Genomic DNA, 26,401 nt, shown 5'->3' with positions numbered 1-26,401 from the left:
TCAAATCCTCTCAATATGAATACAATTTCAAACTCTCAATTTAAAAATATAAAGCCAAATAGCAAAAGTACATTTGGACATTTATATTTTGTGAAAATCAGCAATACTCATTTTAACTAAAATCGTTGCTGAATGGTATTTTTATAAACCAAAAAGCAGATGGTATAGATTTTTCTATATCAACTGCTTTTTTATTATACCAACTTAAGCCAAGCCACACACTCCACATGAGTCGTATGCGGGAACATATCAACAGGCTGTACTTCCTGTGTTTTATATCCACCTTCTTCTAGTACTTTTAAGTCACGTGCTAATGTTGCTGGGTTACATGATACGTATACGACGCGCTTTGGCTTCATGTCGATGATTGTGTTTAGTAGTGCTTCGTCACAGCCTTTACGCGGTGGGTCTACGACCATTGTGTCGGCGATTACGCCTTCTTTGTACCATTTTGGAATGACTACTTCTGCTTCTCCTACGCCAAATTCAGCGTTTGTCATGTTGTTTAGTGCTGCGTTTCGGTTTGCGTCTTCGATTGCTTCTGGGACGATTTCAACGCCGTACACTTTTTTCGCTTTTTGTGCTAGGAATAAGGAGATTGATCCAATTCCGCAATAGGCATCAATTACTGTTTCGTTACCATTTAATTTTGCGTATTCTAACGTTTTATCGTATAGTACTTTCGTTTGTTCTGGGTTTACTTGATAGAATGAACGTGCTGAAATGGCAAATTTAATGTCACCGATAAAGTCATAAATATATTCTGATCCGTACAGTACTGTCGTTTTGTCTCCGAAGATTACGTTTGTACGTTTCGTGTTTACGTTTTGAACGATTGATTTTACTTCTGGGAATTTCGCTGCGATTTCTTCAATGATTGCTTCTTTATTTGGCAATTCAGCTGTACGTGTAATGAAGACAAGCATAATTTCCCCTGTTACTTGTCCGTAGCGAGCCATTACGTGGCGAAGGGTTCCTTTGTTACGCTCTTCATTGTAAGCCGAAATACCGTGCTTTTCACAAATACGTTTTACTTCTTGAATTAATGTATCGTTTTCTTCCGCCTGAATTAAGCATGATTCCATATTAATGATGTCATGCGTTCCTTGACGATAGAAACCAGCTACAAGTCCACCTTCACGTTCTCCAATTGGCACTTGTGCTTTATTGCGGTATACCCACGGGTTTTTCATGCCAAGTACAGGATGAACAGGAACATCACTTAATCCACCGATGCGCTGCATAACGTCACGTACTTGTTTTTCTTTCGCTTTTAATTGTCCTTCATATGTTAAGTGCTGAAGTTGACAACCTCCGCACTCGTTGTACACGGGGCATTCTGCATCTTTACGATATGGACTTTCTTGATGAAGCTTCATTAAACGACCGAACGCGAAGTTTTTCTTCACCTTAATAATTTTAATTTGCGCTTCTTCACCTGGTAATCCGTTTTTTACGAAAATAGGATATCCCTTCACTTTCGCAACACCGGCACCATCATGTGTTAAATCTTCAAACACTACGTCTATAAACTCGTTTTTTTCAACTGGTGGCGTCATTTTTATACTCATTTTCCGACCTCTCTTTTTCATAACACTGCGTTACATTTTATCATACTTATATGGTCTATTTCTATTGGAAGAAAAAAAGCTATTGACGATAGTTCTCTAGTAATGTTACGCTACTACTAATTTAATACGGACGATGTTACCTCATATATAGTCGATAATATGGATCGAGAGTTTCTACCCGGCAACCTTAAATTGCTGGACTATGGGGAAAACTAATGAATATTAGCCTATGTATAAAAAAGACTCCTATTGATTAGCTTTCTCTCATAGATGAAAGTGAATCCATAGGGTCTTTTTTTTATTTTTCAAAAAGGTCAGACATCTTACGTATGACATGAAACTTCCATTACTTTATTTTTAGTAATATAACGAGCGTTTTATGTAAAAACTTTATACGAACTTCTGAAAGGGGCAACTACATGCAATATGTAATGAGCATTATCGGTATTCTTGTCGTTTTAGGTTTATGCTTTGCTTTGTCAAACAACAAAAGTAAAATCAACTTCCGTGCAATTGCTATTATGATTGGTTTCCAAATTTTAATCGGTTGGTTTATGTTTGGCACAAAGATCGGACAGCAAATTATCATCTTCATTAGTAAAGTTTTCAACAAACTAATTAAACTTGGTACGACAGGTGTCGATTTTCTCTTTAATGGAATTCAAAGAGATTTTGTCTTTTTCTTAAATGTATTATTAATTATCGTATTTTTCTCAGCACTACTTTCTATCTTTAGTTATTTAGGTGTTTTACCATTCATCGTTCGTATTGTCGGCGGTGCAATTTCAAAAATTACTGGTTTACCACGCGTTGAATCATTCCACGCAGTAAACTCTGTATTCTTCGGTTCAAGTGAAGCGTTAATCGTTATTAAAAACGATTTACAGCATTTTAATAAAAACCGTATGTTTATCATTTGTTGTTCTGCGATGAGCTCAGTTTCTGCTTCTGTTACAGCATCATACGTAATGATGTTAGATGCGAAATATGTGCTAGCAGCTCTTCCACTAAACTTATTCTCAAGCTTAATCGTTTGTTCGTTATTAACACCAGTTGATACGAAAAAGGAAGATGAAGTGATTCAAAAATTTGATAGAACTCTATTCGGAGACAGCTTTATCGGCGCAATGATTAACGGTGCACTTGATGGTTTAAAAGTAGCTGGTATCGTTGCCGCATTAATGATCGCCTTTATCGGTGTTATGGAAGTTGTAAACTACGTAATTAGCGCTGCTTCAGGTGCAATGGGATATGCTGTTACTTTACAACAAATCTTCGGTTATATACTTGCTCCATTCGCATTCTTAATGGGTATCCCAACTCATGATATTATCCCAGCTGGTGGTATTATGGGTACGAAGATTGTATTAAACGAGTTTGTAGCAATCCTTGATTTAAAAGGCGCTGCTGCAACATTAGATCCACGTACAGTTGGAATCGTTACTGTATTCTTAATTAGCTTTGCAAGTATTAGCCAAATTGGTGCAATCGTTGGTACAATCCGTGCCCTTTCTGAAAAGCAAGGAAGCATCGTATCAAAATTCGGTTGGAAAATGCTATTTGCATCAACACTTGCTTCTATTTTATCTGCAACAATCGCTGGATTGTTTATTTAATAAAAAATCACCTTACTTGTTTAAGTAAGGTGATTTTTTGATTCTTTATGAAACCGAGTGAAATTCGATCGCTTCTTCTGTATTGATAATCCTATCTTTATATATACCTTTTATTGAAATATAAATGATAGATTTGTTTATGTTTTTTAACTTTCCTAATGAAAAATGATAAAGTAATCCATCGTTTTTTAAGGTCCACATCTTCCCACTCCATGGCCCAGTAGCTTTTTGTTCATCCGATGCCTTTATTTCACCTTCATATTCACACTCTCCAAAAGGAGTTTTAATTGTATTCTTCTCTGTATCAATTCGAATATTTTTAATTAGTTTCAAATTCTCATCAGAGAGAATTTGAATTTCATGGTCTTTCTTTTTAAAAAAGAGTTTTCCGTCTTTTGTATTTATATATTCTGCATTATTCATTTCATCTATCATAAAATCATATTCTTCTTTTGTAATACCCAAGTTTTGATGATAAGGAAAAGTTTTTTTCGGGATAATTTCTTCTTCTGCATACTTCAAATACCAATCTAAATTATTTGTAATGCTAGCGCTCATCTTATTTCCGATTTTCTCCAACTTCTCTTTTATCCCATAAGGAAATTCTAGCGTCATAATATCCGCCGTAACTTCCGCATTCATAAGGCGTGATGGAATATACTCCTCCACACTATTCGCTTTACTCACTTTACTTTGACAACCGACTATGAATAGCGATATGAAAAGGATATATACTAGTTTTTTATATTTCATTTCTGTTCTCCACTCCGTACATCATTCTTACTTACATTTATAGCGGTTCTTATTATAGTCCAAGATCCTGATATTTTAATAGAAACTACTCTAAATATGCAAAATTGCATATTAATAAACCTTTCTCTTACTTTAAAATTAACTTAAATCATTTACCAAAATATACAAATTACAAATGAACAATGTTATAATTTGTAAAAAATATATTGGAGGATATTATGAAAGCTCACGCCCTTTTCGACTTCTTACACTTACTAGTTTTAAGCATGAAAAGCTATTATGTATGGGGAATGCCAATCTATGTATTCATTATCCCTCTTATTTTTGTAGTAGGTTATATCATTATCAAATCAAATAAGAAACGCAAGAATACCTCTATTCAAAGTCACTAACCTACCATTCACCTAAAAATGATATGATGAACAAGGGTATATCCCCACCTCTCTTATAGCGGTGGGGATTTTAATGTAAGTATGCAACATAATACACAATAGAAGGTGATTTTATGAGAAAATACGCAGCGATTGCTTTATGTACGTCTGCCATTCTAGCAGGATGTAATACTAGCAATGTAGAGCCTAAAAAAGAAAAAAAGGTTCAAGAGGTTAAGAAACAAGAAGAGACGGTGCGGGAACAAGGTAAAATTTCTTATAATCCAATTACGCACGAATCTACAAACGCAAATATTCATATTACAGACATAAAAGATTCTTTAACCGAAGTACAATATAAAATTTGGCGTACTGCTGATGGAAAGGAAAGTGCTAAATCTTTTTCTTCTAAAGAGAAAGATCAACAATTTACACTTCCCTTTGATATAAAAGAATTTGAAGGAAAACGCGGTGAATATCAAATTGAAGCTACAGGAACAACAGAGGGCGGAAAAACTATTCCACTTACGAAATCTACTATTACTTTCGAGCAAAAAGTTCCTGTTCTTATGTACCACGCAATTGATGATTATCATGGACAAGGTATTAAAGATTTATTCGTATCACCTGCTAACTTTGAAGCACAAATGAAGTATTTAAAAGAAAATGGTTATACTTTGTTAACGTTTGAACGCTGGGGCGATATAAATAAAGTAAACAAGCCGATTTTCGTTACATTTGATGACGGTATGAAAAATAATATGAATGCATTTCATGTTTTACAAAAACTAAAAGACGATACATTTAAACCAGCGGCAACAGAATATATGATTGTTGCTAACGTTGATGTAGAAGGAGCTCTTTCTACATCTGAAATAAAAGAAATGGTTGATTCAGGTATTTTTTCTGTACAATCTCACACAGCAACACACGCAGACTTGCCGAAAATTACAAACTATGATGAAGAGTTAAAAGGATCAAAAGAAAAGCTAGAGAAAATAACAGGTAAGCCTGTTATCGCAATTGCTTATCCATTCGGTCATGTAGATGATAAAGTTGTCGCAGAAACAAAGAAACACTATCAATTTGCAACGACAACAAAGCCTGGACAGTTCATTACGAAAGGTGAACCGGATGAATTGTTAAAGATGAAACGCGTTCGTATACACCATACAACTACAGTTGAACAGTTTGCCTCTTCAATTAAGTAAATATGAGAGCTCAATACATTTTGAGCTCTCTTTTTACTTTATATTTATATATATTTTTAGAATTTTCTTGTATTATATATAGTAAGAAATCTTTCAAAATAAAGGAGATTATACATATGTCATTTGAACAAACGTTAGAGAAATATGCTGCCCTTGCAGTCAATGTTGGTGTTAATATTCAACCCGGACAAACTTTATCAATCAGTGCACCTCTTGAGGCTGTACAGTTTGTACGCCTCGTTACAGAAAAAGCATATAAATCTGGTGCAAAACACGTATATGTTGATTGGAATGATGAGACGTTAACACGCTTAAAGTTCGATCTAGCTCCTGAAGAAGCTTTCTCTGAATTCCCTTCTTGGAAAGCACATGCTCGTGAAGAATTAGCAAAAGAAGGCGCTGCATTTATGTCCATCTATGCAGAGAATCCTGATCTATTAAAAGGTGTAGAACCAAAGAAAATTGCAACAGCTCATAAAGTAGCTGGAGAAGCGATGAAAGTATACCGTGATTATGTACAAGCAGATAAAGTAAGCTGGTGCGTAATTTCTGTTCCTACGAAAGAATGGGCTGCAAAAGTATTCCCTGACGTAGCGCCAGAAGAACAAGAAACAAAACTATGGGATGCTATCTTCAAAGCTACTCGTGCTGATTTAGAAAATCCTGTGGAAGCATGGAAAGAACATGATGAAACACTACATACAAAAGTAGATTACTTAAACGAAAAACATTATAAAGCTCTTCACTATACAGGCCCTGGAACAGACTTAACAATCGAACTTCCAGAGAAACATGTATGGGCTGGTGCTGGTAGCTTAAATGAAAAGAACGTAGCATTTATGGCTAACATTCCAACTGAAGAGGTATTTACAATGCCTCTTAAAACAGGTGTGAACGGCCAAGTATCTAGCACAAAACCGTTAGCATTTGCAGGTAATATTATCGATAACTTTACATTAACATTCGAAAACGGACGTATCGTAGACTATAAAGCTGAATCTGGTGAAGAGGCTTTAAAACATTTAGTAGAAACAGATGAAGGTTCTCACTTCTTAGGCGAAGTAGCTTTAGTACCTCATGATTCACCAATTTCAAACACAAATATTTTATTCTACAATACGCTATTTGATGAAAATGCATCTTGCCACCTTGCAATCGGAAATGCTTATGCATTTAACTTAGTTGGCGGAAAAACAATGTCTAAAGAAGAACTTGCTGAAAATGGCGCAAACGCTAGTATTACACACGAAGACTTCATGATTGGATCAGCTGAGCTTGATATCGACGGCATTACAGCTGATGGAAGACATGAGCCGATCTTCCGTAAAGGTAACTGGGCGTTTTAATAAAAATAAAAGGCTATCTTCCACGCCGGAAGATAGCCTTTTATGATGCCGATGACACTTTCAGTCCAATTACTCCTAAAACAATAAAGAGAATACAAAATGCTTGGAATAAATTAATATGCTCTTTAAAAAAGTACACACTAATGATTGTAATAAGTAGCGTTCCCACACCAGACCAAATTGCATAAGCAATGCTTAAATTAATCTTTTTAACAACGATAGCAAACACACTGAAACAAATTCCATAGAATACGAAAATAAGTACACTTGGAACAAGCTTTGTTAAACCGTTCGATAACTTCATCGCAATCGTTCCAGCTACTTCAAAAATAATTGTTACGAGTAATAATAGCCAATATACCATACTAGAATCTCCTTCTCTGTTACCTTATAGAGATTCTAGTATACTACTTATAGTCCTAACGAAATATATTTAATTTCTAAATATTCCTCGATACCGAAATGGCCTCCTTCACGGCCGATACCACTTTCTTTAAAGCCTCCAAATGGTGCTTGTGCAACTGATGGAAGGCCATCGTTTAAGCCGATAATTCCGTACTCTAGCGCTTCACTAATTTGGAATGCTTGGCTAATATCTTTTGTGAAAATATAAGCAGCCAAGCCATATGGTGTATTATTTGCTCGTTCGATTACTTCTTCAACTGTTTTAAATTTCGCAACTGGTGCAACCGGTCCAAATGTTTCTTCATTCATACAAAGCATCGTGTCATTTGCCAATCCAATTACCGTTGGCTGAATGAAATAACCATCTAACTCTGCAAATTTATGGCCTCCATATAAAACTTCTCCGCCCTTTTGAATTGCATCTTCAATATGTTCTTGTACTTTCGAAACTGCATTCGCATCAATAAGTGGACCTACAGTTGTTCCTTCGCCGAATCCATCTCCGACTTTCAGCTGCTCTACAGCTGTTGTGAACTTCCCTGCAAATTCTTCATACACTTCTTCTTGAACAAAGATGCGGTTTGTACATATACACGTTTGTCCTGCGTTACGGAATTTCGAACCAATTACCGCTTCTACCGCCTTATCTAAATCAGCATCATTCATAACAATAAATGGAGCGTGACCACCTAATTCAAGCGAAACCTTTTTCATCGTTTGCGCAGCGCTAGCCATTAATTCTTTTCCAATTTCAGTTGATCCTGTAAAGGAAACTTTTCGAACACGCTCATCTTCCATCCACGTATCAGCAATTGCTTTTGCACTACCTGTTACAATATTTATTACACCTTTTGGAATATCTGCTTCATGTGCTAATTCAACTAACTTCAATGCAGTTAATGGCGTTTGACTCGCTGGTTTCACAACTGCCGTACAGCCTGCTGCAAGTGCTGGAGCTACCTTTCTCGTAATCATAGCAGCCGGGAAATTCCAAGGCGTAATAGCTGCCATAACCCCAACTGGTTGCTTCATAACTAAAATACGCTTATTCGGATGAGAAGCAGGAATCATTTCACCGTATATTCTCTTTCCTTCTTCTGCGTACCATTCAACAAAACTATTTGCATAATTCACTTCACCAAGTGCTTCTGCAAACGGCTTCCCTTGCTCTCTCGTCATGATTGCTGCAATTTCTTCTTTATTTTCATCAATAAGCGTGAACCATTTTTTTAACTTTACTGCGCGATCAGCTGCCGTTAATTTTGACCATAATTTAAAAGCCTCATGTGCAGCATCAACTGCTTGCTTTGCCTCTGTAATCCCGCCCTTTGGTACAGTTGCAAATACTTCCTTTGTCGCTGGATTATTCACTTCGATTTGTTCTTGCAGTGTAATCCACTCACCATTTATATACATCGCTTTTTTCTCTAAGTTTACGAACGTCGCTTTTTTATCCAATGTTTTCTTCCTCCTCTATAAACTTCTTAATTTTCCTAGTAGCAGCAGATTGACTTATTCGCAAAAACTCAGCCACTTTATAACTTGATCCATACGTTTTATACGCTTTAAGAATAATATTTCTCTCTACCTCTTCCAGCATTCTATAAAGACTTTGTCCGGATTGTTCAACTGTGGCCTCTTGCATAGATAGTGGCAAATCTTCTACCGTTACAAAATCATCTGCAGTGATAACAATTCGTTCAATTACATTTTCAATCTCTCTATTATTCCCTTCCCAAGGGTACCCTACAAACATTTGTAACGTACTAGGTGCTAACTTCACATCACGTCCGTACTTTTTATTAAAATGCTGTAAATAATGATAGATGAGCGGCAAAATGTCTTCTGTTCTCTCCCGAAGTGGCGGAATTGAAATTGGAATGACATTCAGACGATAGTATAAATCTTTCCGGAATGTTCCTTGTTTCACCATCGTACTTAAATCTCTATTTGTTGCCGCTACAATTCTAACGTCCACCTTTTTTAATTCTCTTCCGCCTATAGGACGAAACGTTTTTTCTTGCAATACTTGCAAAAGCTTCGCTTGAATTTCAAGCGGCATTTCACCAATTTCATCTAAGAAAAGAGTTCCTTTATGCGCTGATTCTAATAGCCCCTTTTTTCCTTCACGATTTGCACCTGTAAAAGACCCACCTGAATATCCAAAAAGCTCAGATTCGATTAAATTCGTCGGCAATGCCGCACAATTAATTTCATAGAAACTTTCATTCTTCCGGTGACTCACTTCATGCAAATGGCGTACTAATCGGCTTTTCCCCACTCCAGTCTCACCTAATACGAGAACAGTACTATCTACTACTGATACTTTTTTTATTGTTTCGATTATTTTTTGCATAGCGATACTTTTAAAAATAAGTCCTTCGTGTTCATATGTTTCTCTTAATTCTTTTTTATATGTTTTTAACTGATTATCCATTTCCTCTACCTTTTGACGTAATTGATAGAGTTCTGTAAGATCACGAGAATAACTAATCACTCTTCTTAAATTTCCCTCATCATCAAAAACAGGCCTTGTACGAACATGCAAATACTCTCCTGATTTCGTTGTTTGAACAAGTTCAACTGGCCTTTTCTTTTCAATTACTTCTAACGTTGCAGACGGATAAAAAATCCCTTCTTTTTGTAGTTCTTTTACATGCTTTCCTACTAATTCCTTAGCAGAGAGCTGGTAATGTCTTTCACACATGCTATTTACACGTACAACGATTCCTTTATCATCCGTAACAAAAATTTCGTCAAATGCATATTCAAATACATCTTGTAAATCCATCAACACTCGTTCCTTTTCTGCAACCATCCTAGCCACCCCTTACTTTAAATCCATCGATTCACTTCACTACCTTTATTATAAAGTGAATTTTCTGCATTTTATATAGAGTAAGCTAGAATGTTTTCAATTTGTTATTTATACAAATCTATTTATATTTTTCAACACATAATTCGCTGCCTTGAAAAATACAGAATGCCATCGCAACCACACCCTCACTTTGTTTTAGCTTGGCATGGGGCAGGAAAAGGGGCTGACCGATTCTATGCATGGCCAGATGCTCTCTTTCGCCTAAAAAGAAAAGCTTTATGCCCTTTTTTAAGTTATCCCAATTCTTTAAACACGAGCGATATTTGCTTGCTCATAACAAGCTTGCAATGATTCTTCAATTATTGTTAAACCTTCCTCAAGTTGCTCATCTGTAATCACTAATGGCATTAAAACACGAATAACATTTCCATATGTTCCTGCTGATAGTAGAAGTAATCCATGCTTATTTGCCTCTGCACATAAATTAGACGCTAATGTTTTATCAGGCGCTTTCGTCTTGCGATCTTGAACGAGCTCGAATGCACACATTGCCCCTAAGCCGCGCACATCACCGATGCAATTATATTTGTTTTTCATCTCTTGGAATCGGTTCATTACGACTTTCCCTACTTCTATCGCTCTATCATTTAATTTCTCTTTTTCTATTACATCAAGCACAGCTAATGCAGCCGCACATCCTAGTGGGCTTCCTGCATACGTTCCGCCCAGTTCTCCCGGTGCAGACTCATTCATAATTTCTTTACGCCCAATCACGCCACTTATCGGTACACCAGCACCTAATGATTTAGATACCGTAATTAAGTCTGGAACGACATCATAATGATCAATTGCAAAGTATTTTCCGGTACGACTAAAGCCTGTTTGAATTTCATCAGCTACAAATAAAATACCGTGCTCTGAACAAATGCTACGTACTTCTTGAACGAATTTCTTACTTGGAACGATAAATCCGCCTTCCCCTTGAACAGGTTCCATTACAACTGCTGCAATTGTTTCTGGTGCTACTTCTGATATGAAGAAGTTCTTAAACTCTTCAATGATAAAGTCATCATACTGCTCTTCTGTTAAACCTTCTGGGCGACGGTATTCATATGGGAATGGCGCTTTATATACTTCTGGAGCAAATGGGCCAAATCCAAATTTATATGGTTTTACTTTACTTGTCATCGTCATTGTCATTAATGTACGCCCATGAAATCCTTTAGAAAATGCGATAATTCCAGGTCTCTTCGTATATTTACGAGCAATCTTCACTGCATTTTCAACCGCTTCTGCCCCACTATTTAAAAACAGCACTTGTTTATCGAAATTACCTGGCGCTAATGCAGCCAGCTTTTCTGCCAATTCAATATATGGCTCATACATCATCACATTAAATCCAGTATGAATATATTGATCTACTTGTTTATGAAGCGCTTCTTTAACGGCTGGATGACAGTGTCCTACATTAATTGTCCCAATTGCTCCTGCGAAATCAATGTACTGATTTCCATCCACATCTGTTACGAGTGCACCATTTGCAGACTGTACAAATGTTGGAATACCATTACTTACTCCTTTTGGTACTATATTTTGGCGGCGTTCTAATAAAGACGCTGCTTTCGGTCCTGGAATTTGTTCATTTACTTTAGCAATTTTTTTTGTGTTCACTGTGTACCCCATCCTTTTCTATACAATGTTTTCTCTTTATATTGCAAGATGTATGCCAACTTCCTCTTTCTAGTATTCATCCCATTCTCTTACTATCTCGGCATAAAAAATAAGTCTATAAAGACTCATATAGAGTCCTTATAGACTTATTCATTTATACATTAGACTTTCCTTGTTCCCAAATAAACTCACCTGAATGAGAAATTAAATCTTCAACAGATTGTAATACTAAATCTGCAAGTGGTTCTAGCGTTTGACGATCACCCGTACCAGATAGTACGCCAATCGCATAACAGTCGCCACCATTTTTCGCTAAATGTAAATCCGTCGGTGTATCCCCGATGACTGCTACTTCACATGTCTCTAAATTAAATCTCTCACAAAACGATTCTACAATTTTTTTATCTGGCTTCTGTGCTGGAAATGTATCTGAAGCTATAACACAATCAAAAAAAGCTTCCAATTGATATTGCTTTAAAAATAATTCTGTCGGCGCGAAATCATCAGCTGTAACGACACCTAGAATAAACCCTCTATCCTTTAACGCTTGTAAAACTTTCGGTAAATCTGCCGTCATTCTCATATGTGAACGATGCTCGTACATAAGAGCAAACAACTTTTCACTCACCCATTGATGCATCTCTTCTTCTCTAGATGATGTAATATACTTACAAAGCCCCTTGGCCACATCAAGACTCGTTCCAGCAGCTATTGCACTACGAGGATGAACAAATGCTCCATCCACACCGATTTCTTTTAATAAAGCCTGCTGCATTGATTCTGGTAATTGATATAAATTTATACATTCTGCAACAAGCTCTTCAGCTACTTTTATCCAAATTGAATGAAAATCCATTAATGTCCCATCTTTATCAAATAGTATTGCTTTTACCTTCTCCATAGCATCCTACCTCTCATTTCTTATCTCTTCCAGTGTATCAATAAAATATGGATATAAAATAAACGGATTGTAAAAATACCATAAAAATCAAACTAACTTACAATTTACAATTCATCTGCACATAGAGAAACTTTAATCAGTGGGGGAATCTTATTACTCGTAAATAGTGAGGTGAAAGCAAAAAAAAGATGCCTTTACAGGGCATCCTCTTGATGTTCAGGAACAAATAGTTCCAGACAATGATATATATTTTCAAATTCCATTGGTGCATCTCCGCCATATTCACCATCTAAGTTGATCATTAATTTATCAGGTGAATGCACTTTAATACGATTCGCTTGTGTATATAGTACTTTCGGATTGTTAATATGTTCCCCACGCTGCGCTTGTGTTGCTGCTTTAATTAAATCAGCGATAGAACCTTTTTTCAGTACTAATAAATCAAATAATCCATCGTTAATAGATGCATATGGTGCTACTTTTTCGAATCCACCAACTGAACGAGTATTCGTAATTAAAAACATCGTAATTTCTTCTTGTAGCAACTTCCCATCATACTCAATTTCAACATATGTTGGATGTAACGATGGTAACATTTCGATTCCTTTTAAATAGTAAGCAAGTTGGCCTAATACCGTTTTTAGCTTGCTTGGTACTTCATATGTTAATTCTGTAATACGGCCGCCACCAGCGATATTAATGAAATATGTATCATTTGCTCTACCAAGATCTAACGGTACCGTTGTTCCTTCACAAATAATATCCGCAGCCTCTTCAATAACACGAGGTACACCGATCGCACGCGCAAAATCATTTGTCGTTCCAACTGGAATAATTCCAAACTTTGGACGATGCTCATGTCCTACTAAACCGTTCACTACTTCATTTAACGTACCATCACCACCAGCTGCGATAACAACATCAAACTTACGATCCGCAGCTTGCCTCGCTGCCACAGTCGCATCTCCAGGACCAGTTGTCGCATGACAAGACGCTTCATATCCAGCTTGTTCTAATTTTTGTAATACTTCTGGTAAGCTCTTCTTAAATAGCTCGCGCCCAGAAGTAGGATTATAAATAATTCTTGCTCGCTTCATCATTTATTAGCACAGGAAATTCCTTATTCATTGAAAAACGAATACACCGAACCCTTATTCAGTATCCCTATGCTTACCTCCTCTCATCTTCCTATCCTTCTTTAATTCCGCTCAAACAGGCAGTAAGAACCCGATTCGTGTAGCCCATCAAAAGTAACTATTCACTCCTGATAGTTTTGCTTTATTTAACCAAGAAATTTATCCCGCTATTTGCAGGCAGTAAAACTCCCACTGATTAAAGTTTCACTTTATGTCTATCCATTCTCTCACATCAATTTACATATAATGAATAATAATTATCTATTATTTCATGAGATGAAAAAACTCTCTATGTCTAGATTTATCATTATTCCCACCTTTTTGCAACTATCATACCATAGTTGCTATACAAACATTTTTTCACTTTTGACAGTTAATCAAACGTTTGTTTAAATTATTTTTCATCATTTAAACAAACGTTTGATTAACTCAGAAAAAACACCCAAATACGGGTGTTTTTTCTGTTTAATCTTTAAGAACCTATACTATTTTAGCGTTCAAAAATAAGAATTCTTCTCTTTTTTTAGCGCTTATTAATCTCTTCAAGTAAGATTTTATTAACAAGCGGTGGATTTGCTTGTCCTTTTGTAGCTTTCATAATTTGACCAACTAAGAAGCCAATTGCACGGTCTTTACCGTTTTTAAAGTCTTCAATAGATTGCTCATTATTATCAAGAATTTCTGTTACAACCTTACGAAGTGTTCCTTCGTCAGAAATTTGAACCAGACCTTTCGCTTTAACGATTTCTTCTGGGTCTCCACCTTTTTCAATTAATTCATTAAATACTTTCTTCGCGATTTTAGAAGAAATTGTACCTTTTTCAATTAATTGAACCATTTTAGCTAAGCCAGCTGGCGTTAATGCAACGTCTTTTAATTCTTTTTGTTGTTTGTTTAAGTATGCAAGTACTTCACCCATTAACCAGTTTGATGTTAATTTCGCATCAGCACCGTCTGCAACTGTTGCTTCAAAGAAATCAGACATCTCTTTCGTTAATGTCAATACATGCGCATCATAAGCTGGTAAGCCAACTTCTTCAACATAGCGAGCTTTACGTGCATCTGGAAGTTCTGGAATAGAAGCACGAATTTCTTCTTTCCACTCATCGTCGATGTAAAGTTCAACTAAGTCTGGCTCTGGGAAGTAACGGTAATCGTCAGATCCTTCTTTTATACGCATTAAGATTGTTTTCTTCGTTGCTTCATCATAACGACGTGTTTCTTGTTGGATGATACCACCAGATAATAATTCTTTTTCTTGGCGCACTTGCTCATGCTCAAGACCTTTTTGCACGTAAGTGAAAGAGTTTAAGTTTTTCAGTTCTGCTTTTGTACCGAACTTCTCTTGTCCAACTGGACGAAGTGAAATATTCGCATCACAACGAAGAGAACCTTCTTCCATCTTACAATCAGATACACCTGTATATTGAATGATTGATTTTAACTTCTCTAAGTACGCATATGCTTCTTCTGGAGTACGCATATCTGGCTCAGATACGATCTCGATTAAAGGCATACCTTGACGGTTGTAGTCTACTAATGAACCGTCAGCTGCATGCGTTGATTTACCAGCATCTTCTTCTAAATGAAGACGTGTAATACCGATACGTTTCTTTTTACCGTCTACTTCGATTTCAATCCAACCATTTTCACCAATTGGCTTATCAAATTGAGAGATTTGGTAAGCTTTCGGATTATCTGGGTAGAAATAGTTTTTACGGTCGAACTTCGTTTCCGTTGCGATTTCACAGTTTAATGCCATTGCGGCTTTCATTGCAAAGTTAACTGCTTCCTTATTTAAAGTAGGAAGTACCCCTGGGTATCCTAAGTCAATTACACTTGTTTGTGTATTTGGCTCCGCTCCGAATTCTGTTGGACTCGCAGAGAAAATTTTCGAATTTGTTTTTAACTCAACGTGAACCTCTAAACCAATAATTGTTTCTAAATTCATCTATGCTCGCCTCCTTACAGACTTGCTTTTTTTGTATGATAGTCTGTTGCTTGCTCAAACGCATGTGCAACGCGGTAAATCGTCGTTTCATCGAAGTGTTTACCAATGATTTGTAGACCAAGTGGCATGTTGTTAGCACCGAATCCACATGGAACAGAAATCGCTGGAACACCCGCTAAGTTTACTGGAATTGTTAAAATGTCATTTGCATACATTGTCATTGGATCGTCCACTTTTTCGCCCACTTTAAATGCTGGAGTTGGCGTTGTTGGTCCAATAATAACATCGTAGTTAGCAAATACATTTTCAAAGTCATTTTTAATTAATGTACGTACTTGTTGTGCTTTTTTGTAATATGCATCATAGTAACCAGAGCTAAGAGCAAATGTACCAAGCATAATACGACGTTTTACTTCATCACCGAAACCTTCGCTACGTGTATTTTTGTAAAGATCTAATAAGTTATTTACATTATCAGAACGAACACCGTAACGTACGCCATCAAAGCGTGAAAGGTTCGCAGATGCTTCAGAAGAAGATAATAAGTAATACGTTGCTAGAGCGTATTTAGAGTGCGGAAGAGATACTTCCTCCCAAGTTGCGCCCATACCTTCTAACACTTTTAAAGCAGCTAGTACTGACTCACGAGCTTCTTCGCCAACACCTTCGCCTAAGTATTCTTTCGGTACAGCAATACGTAAACCTTTAACATCGCCTGTTAAACCAGCTAAGTAGTTTCCTACTTCAACGTTTGCAGAAGTTGCATCCATACGGTCAATACCTGAAATAGCTTGTAATAAGTATGCATTGTCTTCTACTGTACGTGTAATCGGTCCGATTTGGTCAAGTGAAGATGCGAATGCTACTAATCCGTAACGAGATACGCGTCCGTAAGTTGGTTTTAAACCTACAACGCCGCAATATGCAGCTGGCTGACGGATAGAACCACCCGTATCAGAACCTAGAGAGAATAATACTTCTCCTGCTGCTACTGCTGCTGCAGAACCACCACTAGATCCGCCTGGAACGTAATCTAAGTTCCATGGATTTTTTGTAGCGTAGAAGCCTGAGTTTTCATTTGAAGAACCCATTGCGAACTCGTCCATATTTAATTTACCGATTGTAACTGTGTCAGCAGCTTTTAGCTTTTGTACAACTGTCGCATCGTAAATTGGATCGAAGTTTGCTAATATTTTGCTCGCACAAGTTGTACGAAGACCGTTAGTTACAATGTTATCTTTTACACCAATTGGCATACCGAATAATAAACCATTATCCTCAGCACCAATCTTTGCATCTAATTCTTTCGCTTTCGCGCGTGCATTTTCTTCATCTAATGTAAGAAAAGCTTTTACGTTATCTTCAACATCCGAAATACGTTTGTAAGATTCTTCTACTAAATCCGTAACGGAAATTTCTTTGTTGTTTAACTTCTTATGTAACTCTGATACAGAATGATCAAATAATGACATCGAAATTCCCTCCTCTATTCTAATACTGCTGGAACACGGATTTGATTATCTTTGTGATCCGGTGCATTTTTTAATACTTCTTCTACTGGTAAACCTTTTTCTGGCACATCTTCACGCATAACATTTTTCATAGTTAATACATGAGTTGTTGGTTTTACATCAGTTGTATCTAATTCATTTAACTGTTCTGCAAATGTAACAATTGCATCTAGTTGTTTTTGAAATTTTTCTGCTTCTTGATCAGTAATTGCAAGACGTGCTAAATGTGCTACGTGCTTTACATTCTCAACGGAAATTCTTGACACGGCTAGGCCACCTCCATAATATATCGTTCAATCTACAATACTATTGATGATACCAAATTTCCAGTACTTCAAGCAAGTCAACACACGGCACTTACGGTATTTTTACATAAAAAAAGAAAGGCAAATGCCTTTCTTTACAATTTACTCTTTATCTAACGATTTATTTTTCGGAAATCTCTCGTTATCTTCTTCATTATCACGAATTGTTTTTTGTAATACAAAACAAGACATCGTTAAAAATAATGTTCCAATTAAATAGTATCCTTTTACACTAAGCGTTTCATCTAGCGTATAAATCCCAATTAGCATTCCTGAAAGCGCACAAACAAATGAAGTCCATGCTAAAAACGTGAACGCTTGCGTATTTCGTCTTCTCATCGTTCTCCCCCTCGTTAGCTGTACACCTATTATAGATAAATATATTTATCACAATGGGTTTTTATGTAAAATCATTTTTCTATTTATTAATCTATCACAAAAAATTTCTATTTTGAAGATAATTTTCTTTCAAATCTGAAAAAATAGTTAAAAACATTGACATTTATTTCAATTCCACATAAAATAAAAACAAATATTACGAACCTCGAAATATACGGGAGTGGAAATAATTGTTACAATATGAACATTTTTTAGACTTACTGCTAGATAACGCCAAGAAACTTTTCTATCCTGAAGAATGGGTAAGCCTTGATTTAACACTTTCCAAGACAGAAGTATTTTGTTTACTTTGGATGGAGCGAAATACGGATATTACAATGACAAAAATTGCTGATCTTCTTGATATACCGATGAGTACAACAACGGGCGTTGTAAATCGCCTTGTAAAAAAGGGATATATTGAACGCTACCGGAATGAAAGCGATCGACGCATTGTATTAATTCGTTTAACAGAAAACGGCGTAATGCTCGTTCAAGAAGTAAAACAAAATGCGGCCCATTACTTTAGCCTAGTGACAGATGCATTGTCAGAAGAAGAAAAAGCATTCTTACTACAAATATTCCAAAAGATCATGAATCACATTGCTACGTCACAGCAAAAAACAGAAGAAAAGGTTTCTACACCTAAAATGAAAAACATTCCGATTGAATAAAGTGAAACTTTAATCAGTGGGGGTTTTTCTCATCCCTCACTGATTATTAGTTGAACCAATCGGGCATTTACGGACAGTTGACCTCCCACCTAATTTGTTTGTTCCAGTCGAATTTTTGGGCGGGAGTCTTACTGCCCGTTAATGCGGGATAAGACCCTAGTTGGGTTTTTATTCAATTAAATATTTCGACACTCGTAATATTCGACATTCGAAGCAAAGGGGATATTAATGATGAGAATTATTCTGTATACAGGTAAAGGCGGCGTAGGAAAAACTAGCATTTCAGCAGCAACAGCAATCCAAAGTGCAAAACAAGGATTAAAAACATTAGTAATGAGTACAGATCCTGCTCATAGTTTAGGGGATTCATTTGGCATAAAACTATCTTCTGAGCCACTAGAAATTCGCGAAAACTTGTGGGCACAAGAAATTAACACTATTTATGAAATGGAAAAAGGCTGGGGGAAATTGCAGAAATATATTACACTACTCTTCACTTCAAAAGCAGCTGATGATATTACAACAGAAGAATTAACGATGTTCCCTGGTATGGAAGATTTAATTAGCTTACTTCGAGTACTCGATTACTATAAACACAACACTTACGACGTCATCATTATTGATTGCGCACCGACTGGAGAAACTTTAGCAATGCTTAGCTTTCCAGACATGCTCGGCTGGTGGATGGAAAAACTCTTTCCTATTAAAAGGAAGATTTTAAAAGTTGTTCGTCCTGTAGCTCAACCACTTCTTGGTGTCCCCCTTCCAACTGATGATATTATGGACGAATTAACGAATACGCTTGAGCAACTTGGAGAAATGAGAGATATTTTATCAAACCGAGAAGTAACGAGTATTCGCGTTGTTGTAAATCCTGAAAAAATGGTCATTAAAGAAGCTCAGCGCAGTTTTACTTATTTAAACTTATACGATTATAACGTAGATGCCATTATGATTAACCGCGTCATCCCTAACACTGTTACCGACCCTTACTTTCAGGCATGGAAAGATACACAAAAGAAATATAAGGCGTTAATTAAAGATAGTTTTCAGCCACTTCCTATTTACGAAGCTCCCATGTTTGAACAAGAAGTTGTTGGTTTAGCTATGTTAGAGCGTGTAGGAAATGCTTTATTTAAATCAGACCCTTCTCCTACTGAAGTGAAATTTAATGGCCGCACACAATATGTAAAAAAAGATGGCGATGAGTATATTTTCGTTCTGTCCATTCCCTTCTCAAACAAAAGTGAACTTTCATTAAATCAAAAAGGTGATGAACTTATTATTCGAGCCGGCTCTATGAAGCGAAATATCACCTTACCAAAAACATTAACACACCTTTCTATTCAAGGAGCTAAGTTTGAAGATGATGTACTAAACATTCGGTTTGGAGGTGTAGTACATGCATGATGAATTACTAAGAAAGGTAATTCGTACAAAAATAAAAATCGGTATGCGTATATTAGAAGAGCTACCGAATCCGATTCAGCAATCAGCTAAGCACGCACTAAATATTTTGCAAGAGGAGCTCTCCTCCTATACTGAAGAACAACCGCAACCTGAGAGTAATTTAAAAAGCATCATAATTGAATAACTATACCCTTGTAGAAAGCCTTTTCTTATAGGCTTTCTATCCCTTTATTGGAGCTGATATAAGTTGATAAAAACATCTTCAACAAGACATTTCACCACTAATACAATCTGGCTAATCCTCCTTCTATTCTTTTTTCATAACCTTGAAGAAGCTTTCCAAATGCCACAATATATCGCTAATCGATTTTCGATCCATTTTATAACTAACAAACAATTTTTCATTGCAATTTCCATATTAACAACCTTCGTCTTACTCATAGTCATTCTATATCAATTAAGCATCATATCTTCTATTTATTTGATCATTTTTATACAGGGCTGTCTCTTCTTTAACGCCGTTCAGCATATTATCTTGTATTTCATTTATCGTTCTTATAATCCAGGAGTAATCTCGGCATCTATCATTATCCTATTTTCTCTTTTCTTATTTTCATCAAAGAAACTATTAATCCCTAAAAAGAAATTAGCAAGTACACTCATTTTTAGTTTAATCTCTTACCCAATCATAATTTGGATTTCCTTATTATTAGCCAGCTGCTTTAATTAAAAAAAGACCAGGAAAACTCCTGGTCCATCACTCTACTTAACAAACATTGGATTCTATGTTATACAAAATTAGAAGGTACAGAATTAGGGTTTTGTTTGTTAAGTAGATTATATGTTGAACGAGCTAACAGCGGAGGGGTTCCTACTGTTAGTCGTTAAACTCAATAATTATTTTACGATTTTTTCAAGCTCATCAAGTGAAAGATCTACTGAAATTGAACCATCATTTGTTTCTTTCTTAATTGCATCTGTTACTTCTTTTGAATGGTATAACTCAATTACTTTTTTCAGTGTTGGATCATTTTTATCTTTCGTACGAGCTGCGAAAATATTAATATAGGCCTTTGCATTTTCATTATTTGGATCTTCTAAGAAAATTGGATCTTTCGCTGGGTCTAATCCAGCTTGACCAGCAACACCGTTATTAATAACTGAAGCTGCTACATCTTTTAATACACGAGGTGTTTGCTGTGCGATAACCGGTGTAATCTTTAGCTTCTTCGGATTTTCAGCAATGCCGCTTGGATCTCCAAATAGACCGAAATCTTTCTTAAGCTTTAATAATCCAGCTGCATCAAGAAGTTTTAATGCACGCGCTTGGTTCGTTGGATCATTTGGAATAGCAATTTCCGAACCATCTGGGATTTCATTTGCTTTCTTATATTTTTCAGAGTATAAGCCCATCGGTGCAATTTGCGTTGTACCAACAGCTGTAATATCTAACTTATGCTCCTTTTTAAATTGCTCTAAGAAAGCAATGTGCTGGAATGAGTTTAGTTCAATATCTCCATCAGCTAACGCTTTGTTGGGCGTTGTGTAATCCGAGAACTCAACCAGTTTAACTTTAATCCCTTCTTTTTCAGCTTTTTTCTTTAAAATTTCCCAAACGTCTCCATCTGTTCCAGTTACACCTACGCGAACTACTTTCTCTTTCGCGCCTGCACCTGTGTCTCCACCTGAGCAGCCGCTTAACGCTGAAATCCCTACGATCGCTGATAATGCAAATGCTAAAATTTTCTTCATTTTCTTTTTCCCTCTTCCTTTTTATGATCTGCGTAAAAAGACTTTCGCAAAGTAGTTTCCTAAATTTTGAGCTACCTGTACAAGAATAATAAGTAAAACGACCGTTACGAACATAACTGACGTATCAAAGCGTTGATAACCATATGTCATTGCTAAGTCACCAAGACCGCCACCACCGACAAGTCCAGCAACTGCTGAAAATTCAATTAAACCGACCGTCATAAACGTGACACCTAGGATCAATGGTGCTAAAGCTTCTGGTACGAGGATTTCAAAAACAATTCTAAGTGGTGAGGCGCCCATTGCTTGTGCTGCTTCAATTACTCCTTTCGGAACAGAAACAAGATTGGTTTCAACCATTCTAGCAATACCAATTGATGCAACTAACGTCATTGGGAAGATTGCTGCAGCCGTTCCAATCGTCGTTCCAATAACACTTCTTGTTAGTGGGCTTAAAGCTACTAAAAAGATAATGAATGGAACCGGACGAATTGTATTAATTATGATATTAAGAATAGAAAAGACCCATTTATTTTCTAAAAAATTCCCTTTTCTCGTTACATACAATAGTAAACCTAGAGGTATACCAAGAATTGTAGCGAATATAAGGGTTACAATTACCATTAAGAGGGTATCCCCCGTCGCATCTAATATGCGAGGCCAAAATATACTCCAATCAACTCGCATGAGCTTCTACCTCCTTCAGCTGCACTTGCAGTCTTAGATGTTGTAATGCTTTTTGAATTTCTTTCTGTTCACCTTGTAGTTCTACAAGAAGATTTCCAAATAGCACATTTTGGAGTTCAATAATATTTCCGTAAAGAACATTTACATCGACGTTATAGTTTTTCGCAATATATGATAGTACAGGCTGCCCTGTCTCTTCCCCAGTAAAAGTCAGGCGATAAATCTGACCTCCGTTTTGAATTTTCGCTAGAACACTTTCTGGTAAGTGATCATTAATAACAGAGCGTACAAAATTTTGAGTTGTCTTTGTTTTTGGTTGTGTGAAAACATCAAACAGTTTTCCTTCTTCAATTACTTTTCCTTTTTCCATAACAGCTACACGGTGGCAAATTTCTTTCACAACGTGCATTTCATGTGTAATAAGTAGAATCGTTAAATTGTATTCTCTATTTACTTTCTTTAATAAATTTAAAATTTCTGTTGTTGTTTCCGGATCTAAAGCTGATGTTGCCTCATCACATATGAGAATATCCGGTGATGTCGCAAGTGCTCTTGCAATCCCAACACGCTGCTTTTGTCCACCTGATAACTGTTCTGGATAATAGTTCGCTTTATCTTCTAAACCAACAAATTTTAGTAGTTCATTCACTCTTTCTTTTATCTCATTCTTCGGCAATTTCGCTAACCTTAATGGATAAGCAATGTTCCCAAACACCGTTCTTGAATTAAATAGATTAAAACTTTGGAAAATCATCCCAATTCTTTGTCTTAGTTTCCGTAATTCTTTCGCCGATAATGATGTAATATCTTTATCATCTATTGAAATTGTTCCTGCAGTTGGTCTTTCTAACATATTTACTAAACGTAATAACGTACTCTTTCCAGCACCACTAAATCCGATAATGCCAAAAATTTCGCCCTTTTCAACTGACAGCGTTACATCCTCAACCGCATGAACAGACTGCCCACCTGATTCATATACTTTACTTACATTGTTAAAAGAAATCATTTTCTTCCCTCCTATATGCTGTAAAACTTGAAGTAGAGCTTTCGAGGTAAAATAAAAAGTGCTCTCCTTCTTATCAGTAATAAAAGATAAGAAGGAGAGCACTTTTATATGTACTCATTCACATCTTCTCATCTTCCAAGCCTTTATAGGCTTGCTGGAGTTAGCACGGTATTAAAAAACCCGTTGCTGAGGTATCGTAGGGCCAGTCCCTCCACCTCTCTGGATAAGAGTGTATCGATTTAATTGTCGTTTAATTAAGTCTTATTATAGAACTCAGAATAATGAGAGTCAATACATTTTTCGGAAAAATATTAATTATTTCTCTATTTGAATTTTAAAATAAGAAGTAACAATACAATAGTGATTTTTAAAGTTATGTAAAATCCTTCTCACTCATACTTTTAAAAAGGAGAATCTTCTCTACTCATTGAATAACATTATTTGAATATGAAATCGGAGGAAGATAGATATATGAAAACAGCTCTTTTGCTCGTCGACATTCAAAATGATTATTTTCCAAGCGGAATGATGGAATTACGTAATCCAGTAGAAGCAAGTGAATATGCTAGTCAGCTACTACAACATTTTAGAATAAGAAACGAACCTATTTTTCATATCCAACATGTAGCTATAAAAGATAGCGCTACTTTTTTCCTACCCAATACAGAAGGTGTCCATATTCACGAAAATGTCCGTCCACTTAGAGAGGAAACCGTTATCCTTAAACATTATCCAAATAGCTTCCGAGAAACTGATCTTCTAGAACAATTACAACGTTCAGGAGTTGAGCACGTCGTAATATGCGGGATGATGACCCATATGTGTATTGATGCTACAGTAAGAGCTGCTTTTGATTTTGGCCTTCACTGTACCGTAATACACGATGCTTGTGCTACAAAAGATCTTTCATTTAAGAATGCTACTATACCAGCTGTTTATATTCATAATACAATTTTGGCGAGTTTAAATGGAGTATACGCAAATATAATGAGTACAGAAGAGTTTTTAGCGACCTAAAAAAACACTCCTTTCAGTTAGCAAAGCCGAAAGGAGTGTTCTCTTGTCTAACCATAGATTTTCTTTCAAATTGTATTATACAGGAAATCCTCAAAATGAATACTAAAAAATATGACTAATAAGTCAATTTTTCTCGCTGTTTTGTTTCTATTTTCATGTTTATCCCGATATTAATAGGGTTTAACTAATTCAAAAGAACAAATAGTAATATTTGGCAACCTTTTCTTGATTGAAATTAACTAGCTTCTATTATAGAGAGTTTCTCAAAAAGAAAAGATCTTCACAGTCTGTGAAGATCTTTTCTACTATTTCTTATAAAGTTTCAGAAGTTGTTTTTGCTTGCATGTGAAGTGCTAAGTAGTCAGGGCCACCAGCTTTAGAGTCTGTACCAGACATGTTAAAGCCACCGAATGGTTGGTAACCTACGATTGCACCAGTACATCCACGGTTGAAGTATAAGTTACCAACGTGGAAGTCTTCGCGTGCTTTTTCAATATGGTCACGGTTGTTAGAAAGAACTGCTCCTGTTAAACCGTATTCTGTATTATTTGCAATTGCAAGTGCATGATCAAAGTCTTTTGCTTTACAGAATGCTACTACTGGTCCAAAGATTTCTTCTTTCATTAAACGAGCATCTTCTGCAACGTCAGCAACGATTGTTGGTTGGATGAACCAGCCTTTAGAATCGTCTCCTTCGCCACCTGATACGATTTTACCTTCTTCTTTACCAATTGCAACATAGCTCATTACTTTATCGAATGCAGCTTGGTCATTAACAGGTCCCATGTTGATATCTTTTGCATCTGGGTTACCTACTGTTAATTCTTTTGTTAATTCAACAGCACGATTTAATACATGATCGTATACATCTTCATGGATTACTGCACGAGAACATGCAGAACATTTTTGTCCTGAGAATCCGAATGCTGATGCAACGATAGATTTAGCTGCTAATTCAAGGTCTGCCTCTTTATCAACAACGATTGTATCTTTACCGCCCATTTCAGCGATAACACGTTTTAACCAAATTTGTCCTGGGTTTACTTTTGCTGCACGTTCGTAAATACGAATACCTACATCGCGAGATCCAGTGAAGCTAACGAAACGTGTACGAGGGTGATCTACTAAATAGTCACCAACTTCAGAACCATTACCTGGAACGAAGTTTACTACGCCAGCTGGTAAACCAGCTTCTTCTAATACTTCCATAAATTTCGCTGCTACTACAGGAGTTGTACTAGCTGGTTTTAGTAATACTGTGTTACCAGAAACTACAGCAGCTGTTGTCATACCTGCCATAATTGCGAATGGGAAATTCCAAGGAGAAATGATAACACCTACTCCTAATGGAATGTAAGAGAAACGATTATATTCAATTGGACGGCTTTCTACTGGAATACCGTCTTTTAATTTCAACATTTGACGAGCATAATATTCCATAAAGTCGATTGCTTCTGCTGTATCAGCATCTGCCTCATTCCATGGTTTACCTGCTTCTTTTACAAGAATAGCAGAGAACTCATGTTTTCTACGACGAACGATTGCTGCAGCACGGAATAAAATATCTGCACGCATTTCTGGTTTTGACTTTCTCCAAGTTTGGAATGTTGCATCCGCTACTTGCATTGCTTTTTCAGCTAATTCACGGCTTGCTTTTGAAACACGACCAACAAGTTCCTCTTTATTTGCAGGGTTTACAGAAACAATTTTGTCTTCTGTAGTGATTTTTTCTCCCCCGATAATTAATGGATAGTCTTGTCCAAGATAAGATTCTACTTTCTTTAAACCCTCTTCAAACGCTAATTTGTTAGCCTCTACTGAAAAATCTGTAAATGGCTCATGTTTGTATGCTACTACCATCTTTTTAGCCTCCCCTTAGAAAAACGTTTACATTTTACAACATTATTC

Annotated in this window: 24 protein-coding genes and 2 riboswitches; of the genes, 8 read left to right on the top strand and 16 right to left on the bottom strand. The window is 36.3% G+C overall.

Annotated features, from left to right (window positions below; genetic code table 11):
* Nucleotides 1–194: 194 nt before the first annotated feature.
* On the bottom strand, nucleotides 195–1,571 hold the full coding sequence (gene rlmD, locus MR066_RS21215; RefSeq protein WP_002140209.1) for a 23S rRNA (uracil(1939)-C(5))-methyltransferase RlmD: 1,377 nt from the start codon (nucleotides 1,569–1,571) through the stop codon (nucleotides 195–197).
* A gap of 121 nt (nucleotides 1,572–1,692) precedes the next feature.
* Nucleotides 1,693–1,794, top strand: a riboswitch (purine riboswitch).
* Between the two features lie 196 nt (nucleotides 1,795–1,990).
* On the opposite strand from rlmD, the gene MR066_RS21210 reads away from it, so the two are divergent.
* On the top strand, nucleotides 1,991–3,187 hold the full coding sequence (locus tag MR066_RS21210) for a NupC/NupG family nucleoside CNT transporter (protein WP_061676135.1): 1,197 nt from the start codon (nucleotides 1,991–1,993) through the stop codon (nucleotides 3,185–3,187).
* Nucleotides 3,188–3,232: 45 nt separating this feature from the next.
* Here MR066_RS21210 and MR066_RS21205 read toward each other — a convergent pair whose 3' ends face one another.
* Complete coding sequence (locus MR066_RS21205; protein WP_242248428.1) at nucleotides 3,233–3,940, bottom strand: hypothetical protein; 708 nt, start codon at nucleotides 3,938–3,940, stop codon at nucleotides 3,233–3,235.
* A gap of 505 nt (nucleotides 3,941–4,445) precedes the next feature.
* Between MR066_RS21205 and MR066_RS21200 the strand changes: the two genes are divergently transcribed.
* Together MR066_RS21200 and MR066_RS21195 are read left to right on the top strand one after the other, a co-directional pair.
* Nucleotides 4,446–5,522, top strand: coding sequence for a polysaccharide deacetylase family protein (locus MR066_RS21200; protein ID WP_061676133.1), 1,077 nt, complete (start codon nucleotides 4,446–4,448; stop codon nucleotides 5,520–5,522).
* A 116-nt stretch (nucleotides 5,523–5,638) separates the two neighbouring features.
* Nucleotides 5,639–6,868, top strand: a complete 1,230-nt coding sequence (locus MR066_RS21195; protein ID WP_002010058.1) for an aminopeptidase — start codon at nucleotides 5,639–5,641, stop codon at nucleotides 6,866–6,868.
* Nucleotides 6,869–6,908: 40 nt separating this feature from the next.
* Here MR066_RS21195 and MR066_RS21190 read toward each other — a convergent pair whose 3' ends face one another.
* The 10 genes from MR066_RS21190 to MR066_RS21145 form a co-directional block, all read right to left on the bottom strand.
* Complete coding sequence (locus MR066_RS21190; protein ID WP_002029495.1) at nucleotides 6,909–7,232, bottom strand: DMT family transporter; 324 nt, start codon at nucleotides 7,230–7,232, stop codon at nucleotides 6,909–6,911.
* 47 nt (nucleotides 7,233–7,279) lie between these two features.
* Entirely contained in the window at nucleotides 7,280–8,731 is a 1,452-nt protein-coding gene (gene gabD, locus MR066_RS21185; RefSeq protein WP_002091321.1) for an NADP-dependent succinate-semialdehyde dehydrogenase, read from the bottom strand.
* Nucleotides 8,724–10,091, bottom strand: a complete 1,368-nt coding sequence (locus MR066_RS21180) for a sigma-54 interaction domain-containing protein (RefSeq protein WP_242248427.1) — start codon at nucleotides 10,089–10,091, stop codon at nucleotides 8,724–8,726. Before MR066_RS21180 ends, gabD begins: the two co-directional genes overlap by 8 nt.
* A 306-nt stretch (nucleotides 10,092–10,397) precedes the next feature.
* Nucleotides 10,398–11,762 carry a 4-aminobutyrate--2-oxoglutarate transaminase gene (gene gabT, locus MR066_RS21175; protein ID WP_242248426.1) on the bottom strand — a complete coding sequence of 455 codons (1,365 nt, stop codon included), beginning with the start codon at nucleotides 11,760–11,762 and terminating at the stop codon, nucleotides 10,398–10,400.
* A gap of 154 nt (nucleotides 11,763–11,916) precedes the next feature.
* Complete coding sequence (locus tag MR066_RS21170) at nucleotides 11,917–12,663, bottom strand: HAD family hydrolase (RefSeq protein ID WP_242248425.1); 747 nt, start codon at nucleotides 12,661–12,663, stop codon at nucleotides 11,917–11,919.
* Between the two features lie 194 nt (nucleotides 12,664–12,857).
* Complete coding sequence (locus MR066_RS21165) at nucleotides 12,858–13,763, bottom strand: diacylglycerol kinase (protein ID WP_002010051.1); 906 nt, start codon at nucleotides 13,761–13,763, stop codon at nucleotides 12,858–12,860.
* A gap of 559 nt (nucleotides 13,764–14,322) precedes the next feature.
* On the bottom strand, nucleotides 14,323–15,750 hold the full coding sequence (gatB, locus tag MR066_RS21160) for an Asp-tRNA(Asn)/Glu-tRNA(Gln) amidotransferase subunit GatB (RefSeq protein ID WP_002010050.1): 1,428 nt from the start codon (nucleotides 15,748–15,750) through the stop codon (nucleotides 14,323–14,325).
* A gap of 14 nt (nucleotides 15,751–15,764) precedes the next feature.
* Nucleotides 15,765–17,222: an Asp-tRNA(Asn)/Glu-tRNA(Gln) amidotransferase subunit GatA gene (gene gatA / locus MR066_RS21155; RefSeq protein ID WP_002010048.1), complete on the bottom strand. Its 1,458-nt coding sequence runs from the start codon at nucleotides 17,220–17,222 to the stop codon at nucleotides 15,765–15,767.
* Between the two features lie 14 nt (nucleotides 17,223–17,236).
* Nucleotides 17,237–17,527, bottom strand: a complete 291-nt coding sequence (gene gatC / locus MR066_RS21150) for an Asp-tRNA(Asn)/Glu-tRNA(Gln) amidotransferase subunit GatC (protein ID WP_000086999.1) — start codon at nucleotides 17,525–17,527, stop codon at nucleotides 17,237–17,239.
* A 141-nt stretch (nucleotides 17,528–17,668) separates the two neighbouring features.
* Nucleotides 17,669–17,905: a YiaA/YiaB family inner membrane protein gene (locus tag MR066_RS21145; protein ID WP_002029490.1), complete on the bottom strand. Its 237-nt coding sequence runs from the start codon at nucleotides 17,903–17,905 to the stop codon at nucleotides 17,669–17,671.
* Nucleotides 17,906–18,135: 230 nt separating this feature from the next.
* Here MR066_RS21145 and MR066_RS21140 point away from each other — a divergent pair, with 230 nt between their 5' ends.
* From MR066_RS21140 to MR066_RS21125, 4 genes are all read left to right on the top strand, one after another.
* Complete coding sequence (locus MR066_RS21140; protein ID WP_000942491.1) at nucleotides 18,136–18,618, top strand: MarR family winged helix-turn-helix transcriptional regulator; 483 nt, start codon at nucleotides 18,136–18,138, stop codon at nucleotides 18,616–18,618.
* Nucleotides 18,619–18,846: 228 nt separating this feature from the next.
* Nucleotides 18,847–20,028, top strand: coding sequence for an ArsA family ATPase (locus MR066_RS21135; RefSeq protein ID WP_087955989.1), 1,182 nt, complete (start codon nucleotides 18,847–18,849; stop codon nucleotides 20,026–20,028).
* Nucleotides 20,021–20,212, top strand: coding sequence for a DUF3926 domain-containing protein (locus tag MR066_RS21130; protein WP_242248424.1), 192 nt, complete (start codon nucleotides 20,021–20,023; stop codon nucleotides 20,210–20,212). Before MR066_RS21135 ends, MR066_RS21130 begins: the two co-directional genes overlap by 8 nt.
* A 63-nt stretch (nucleotides 20,213–20,275) precedes the next feature.
* Nucleotides 20,276–20,758: an HXXEE domain-containing protein gene (locus MR066_RS21125; RefSeq protein WP_242248422.1), complete on the top strand. Its 483-nt coding sequence runs from the start codon at nucleotides 20,276–20,278 to the stop codon at nucleotides 20,756–20,758.
* 167 nt (nucleotides 20,759–20,925) lie between these two features.
* On the opposite strand, the gene MR066_RS21120 is transcribed toward MR066_RS21125, so the two are convergent.
* The 3 genes from MR066_RS21120 to MR066_RS21110 are packed head-to-tail and all read right to left on the bottom strand — an operon-like array spanning nucleotide 20,926 to nucleotide 23,476.
* Complete coding sequence (locus MR066_RS21120; RefSeq protein WP_215587178.1) at nucleotides 20,926–21,780, bottom strand: MetQ/NlpA family ABC transporter substrate-binding protein; 855 nt, start codon at nucleotides 21,778–21,780, stop codon at nucleotides 20,926–20,928.
* A gap of 21 nt (nucleotides 21,781–21,801) precedes the next feature.
* Complete coding sequence (locus MR066_RS21115) at nucleotides 21,802–22,467, bottom strand: methionine ABC transporter permease (RefSeq protein WP_002091343.1); 666 nt, start codon at nucleotides 22,465–22,467, stop codon at nucleotides 21,802–21,804.
* The gene (locus tag MR066_RS21110; RefSeq protein WP_002029486.1) at nucleotides 22,457–23,476 is read right to left on the bottom strand and encodes a methionine ABC transporter ATP-binding protein; all 1,020 of its coding nucleotides are present in this window, start codon (nucleotides 23,474–23,476) and stop codon (nucleotides 22,457–22,459) included. Before MR066_RS21110 ends, MR066_RS21115 begins: the two co-directional genes overlap by 11 nt.
* A 125-nt stretch (nucleotides 23,477–23,601) precedes the next feature.
* A riboswitch (SAM riboswitch) is annotated at nucleotides 23,602–23,706 on the bottom strand.
* A 241-nt stretch (nucleotides 23,707–23,947) separates the two neighbouring features.
* Between MR066_RS21110 and MR066_RS21105 the strand changes: the two genes are divergently transcribed.
* Nucleotides 23,948–24,493, top strand: coding sequence for a cysteine hydrolase family protein (locus MR066_RS21105; RefSeq protein WP_061676182.1), 546 nt, complete (start codon nucleotides 23,948–23,950; stop codon nucleotides 24,491–24,493).
* Nucleotides 24,494–24,805: 312 nt separating this feature from the next.
* Here MR066_RS21105 and pruA read toward each other — a convergent pair whose 3' ends face one another.
* Nucleotides 24,806–26,353 (bottom strand): L-glutamate gamma-semialdehyde dehydrogenase, encoded by a 1,548-nt coding sequence (gene pruA / locus MR066_RS21100; protein ID WP_002029484.1) that lies wholly within the window; start codon nucleotides 26,351–26,353, stop codon nucleotides 24,806–24,808.
* Between the last annotated feature and the right edge of the window lie 48 nt (nucleotides 26,354–26,401).

This window comes from Bacillus cereus group sp. BfR-BA-01523 (assembly GCF_022662615.1).
Classification (GTDB): Bacteria; Bacillota; Bacilli; order Bacillales; family Bacillaceae_G; genus Bacillus_A; species Bacillus_A mycoides.
Note: the sequence above shows the minus strand (reverse complement) of the source record. Positions and strands in the feature narration are given on the sequence as shown.

Bases quoted from the DNA above. Each gene is read 5' to 3' on its own strand.
- MR066_RS21105 (WP_061676182.1), top strand. From the start codon at position 23,948: ATGAAAACAGCTCTTTTGCTCGTCGACATTCAAAATGATTATTTTCCA.
- rlmD (WP_002140209.1), bottom strand. From the start codon at position 1,571: ATGAGTATAAAAATGACGCCACCAGTTGAAAAAAACGAGTTTATAGAC.
- gatB (WP_002010050.1), bottom strand. From the start codon at position 15,750: ATGAATTTAGAAACAATTATTGGTTTAGAGGTTCACGTTGAGTTAAAA.
- pruA (WP_002029484.1), bottom strand. From the start codon at position 26,353: ATGGTAGTAGCATACAAACATGAGCCATTTACAGATTTTTCAGTAGAG.
- gatA (WP_002010048.1), bottom strand. From the start codon at position 17,222: ATGTCATTATTTGATCATTCTGTATCAGAGTTACATAAGAAGTTAAAC.
- MR066_RS21170 (WP_242248425.1), bottom strand. From the start codon at position 12,663: ATGGAGAAGGTAAAAGCAATACTATTTGATAAAGATGGGACATTAATG.
- MR066_RS21190 (WP_002029495.1), bottom strand. From the start codon at position 7,232: ATGGTATATTGGCTATTATTACTCGTAACAATTATTTTTGAAGTAGCT.
- MR066_RS21205 (WP_242248428.1), bottom strand. From the start codon at position 3,940: ATGAAATATAAAAAACTAGTATATATCCTTTTCATATCGCTATTCATA.
- MR066_RS21110 (WP_002029486.1), bottom strand. From the start codon at position 23,476: ATGATTTCTTTTAACAATGTAAGTAAAGTATATGAATCAGGTGGGCAG.
- MR066_RS21180 (WP_242248427.1), bottom strand. From the start codon at position 10,091: ATGGTTGCAGAAAAGGAACGAGTGTTGATGGATTTACAAGATGTATTT.
- MR066_RS21135 (WP_087955989.1), top strand. From the start codon at position 18,847: ATGATGAGAATTATTCTGTATACAGGTAAAGGCGGCGTAGGAAAAACT.
- MR066_RS21130 (WP_242248424.1), top strand. From the start codon at position 20,021: ATGCATGATGAATTACTAAGAAAGGTAATTCGTACAAAAATAAAAATC.
- MR066_RS21210 (WP_061676135.1), top strand. From the start codon at position 1,991: ATGCAATATGTAATGAGCATTATCGGTATTCTTGTCGTTTTAGGTTTA.
- MR066_RS21200 (WP_061676133.1), top strand. From the start codon at position 4,446: ATGAGAAAATACGCAGCGATTGCTTTATGTACGTCTGCCATTCTAGCA.
- MR066_RS21195 (WP_002010058.1), top strand. From the start codon at position 5,639: ATGTCATTTGAACAAACGTTAGAGAAATATGCTGCCCTTGCAGTCAAT.
- MR066_RS21145 (WP_002029490.1), bottom strand. From the start codon at position 17,905: ATGAGAAGACGAAATACGCAAGCGTTCACGTTTTTAGCATGGACTTCA.
- MR066_RS21120 (WP_215587178.1), bottom strand. From the start codon at position 21,780: ATGAAGAAAATTTTAGCATTTGCATTATCAGCGATCGTAGGGATTTCA.
- MR066_RS21115 (WP_002091343.1), bottom strand. From the start codon at position 22,467: ATGCGAGTTGATTGGAGTATATTTTGGCCTCGCATATTAGATGCGACG.
- MR066_RS21165 (WP_002010051.1), bottom strand. From the start codon at position 13,763: ATGATGAAGCGAGCAAGAATTATTTATAATCCTACTTCTGGGCGCGAG.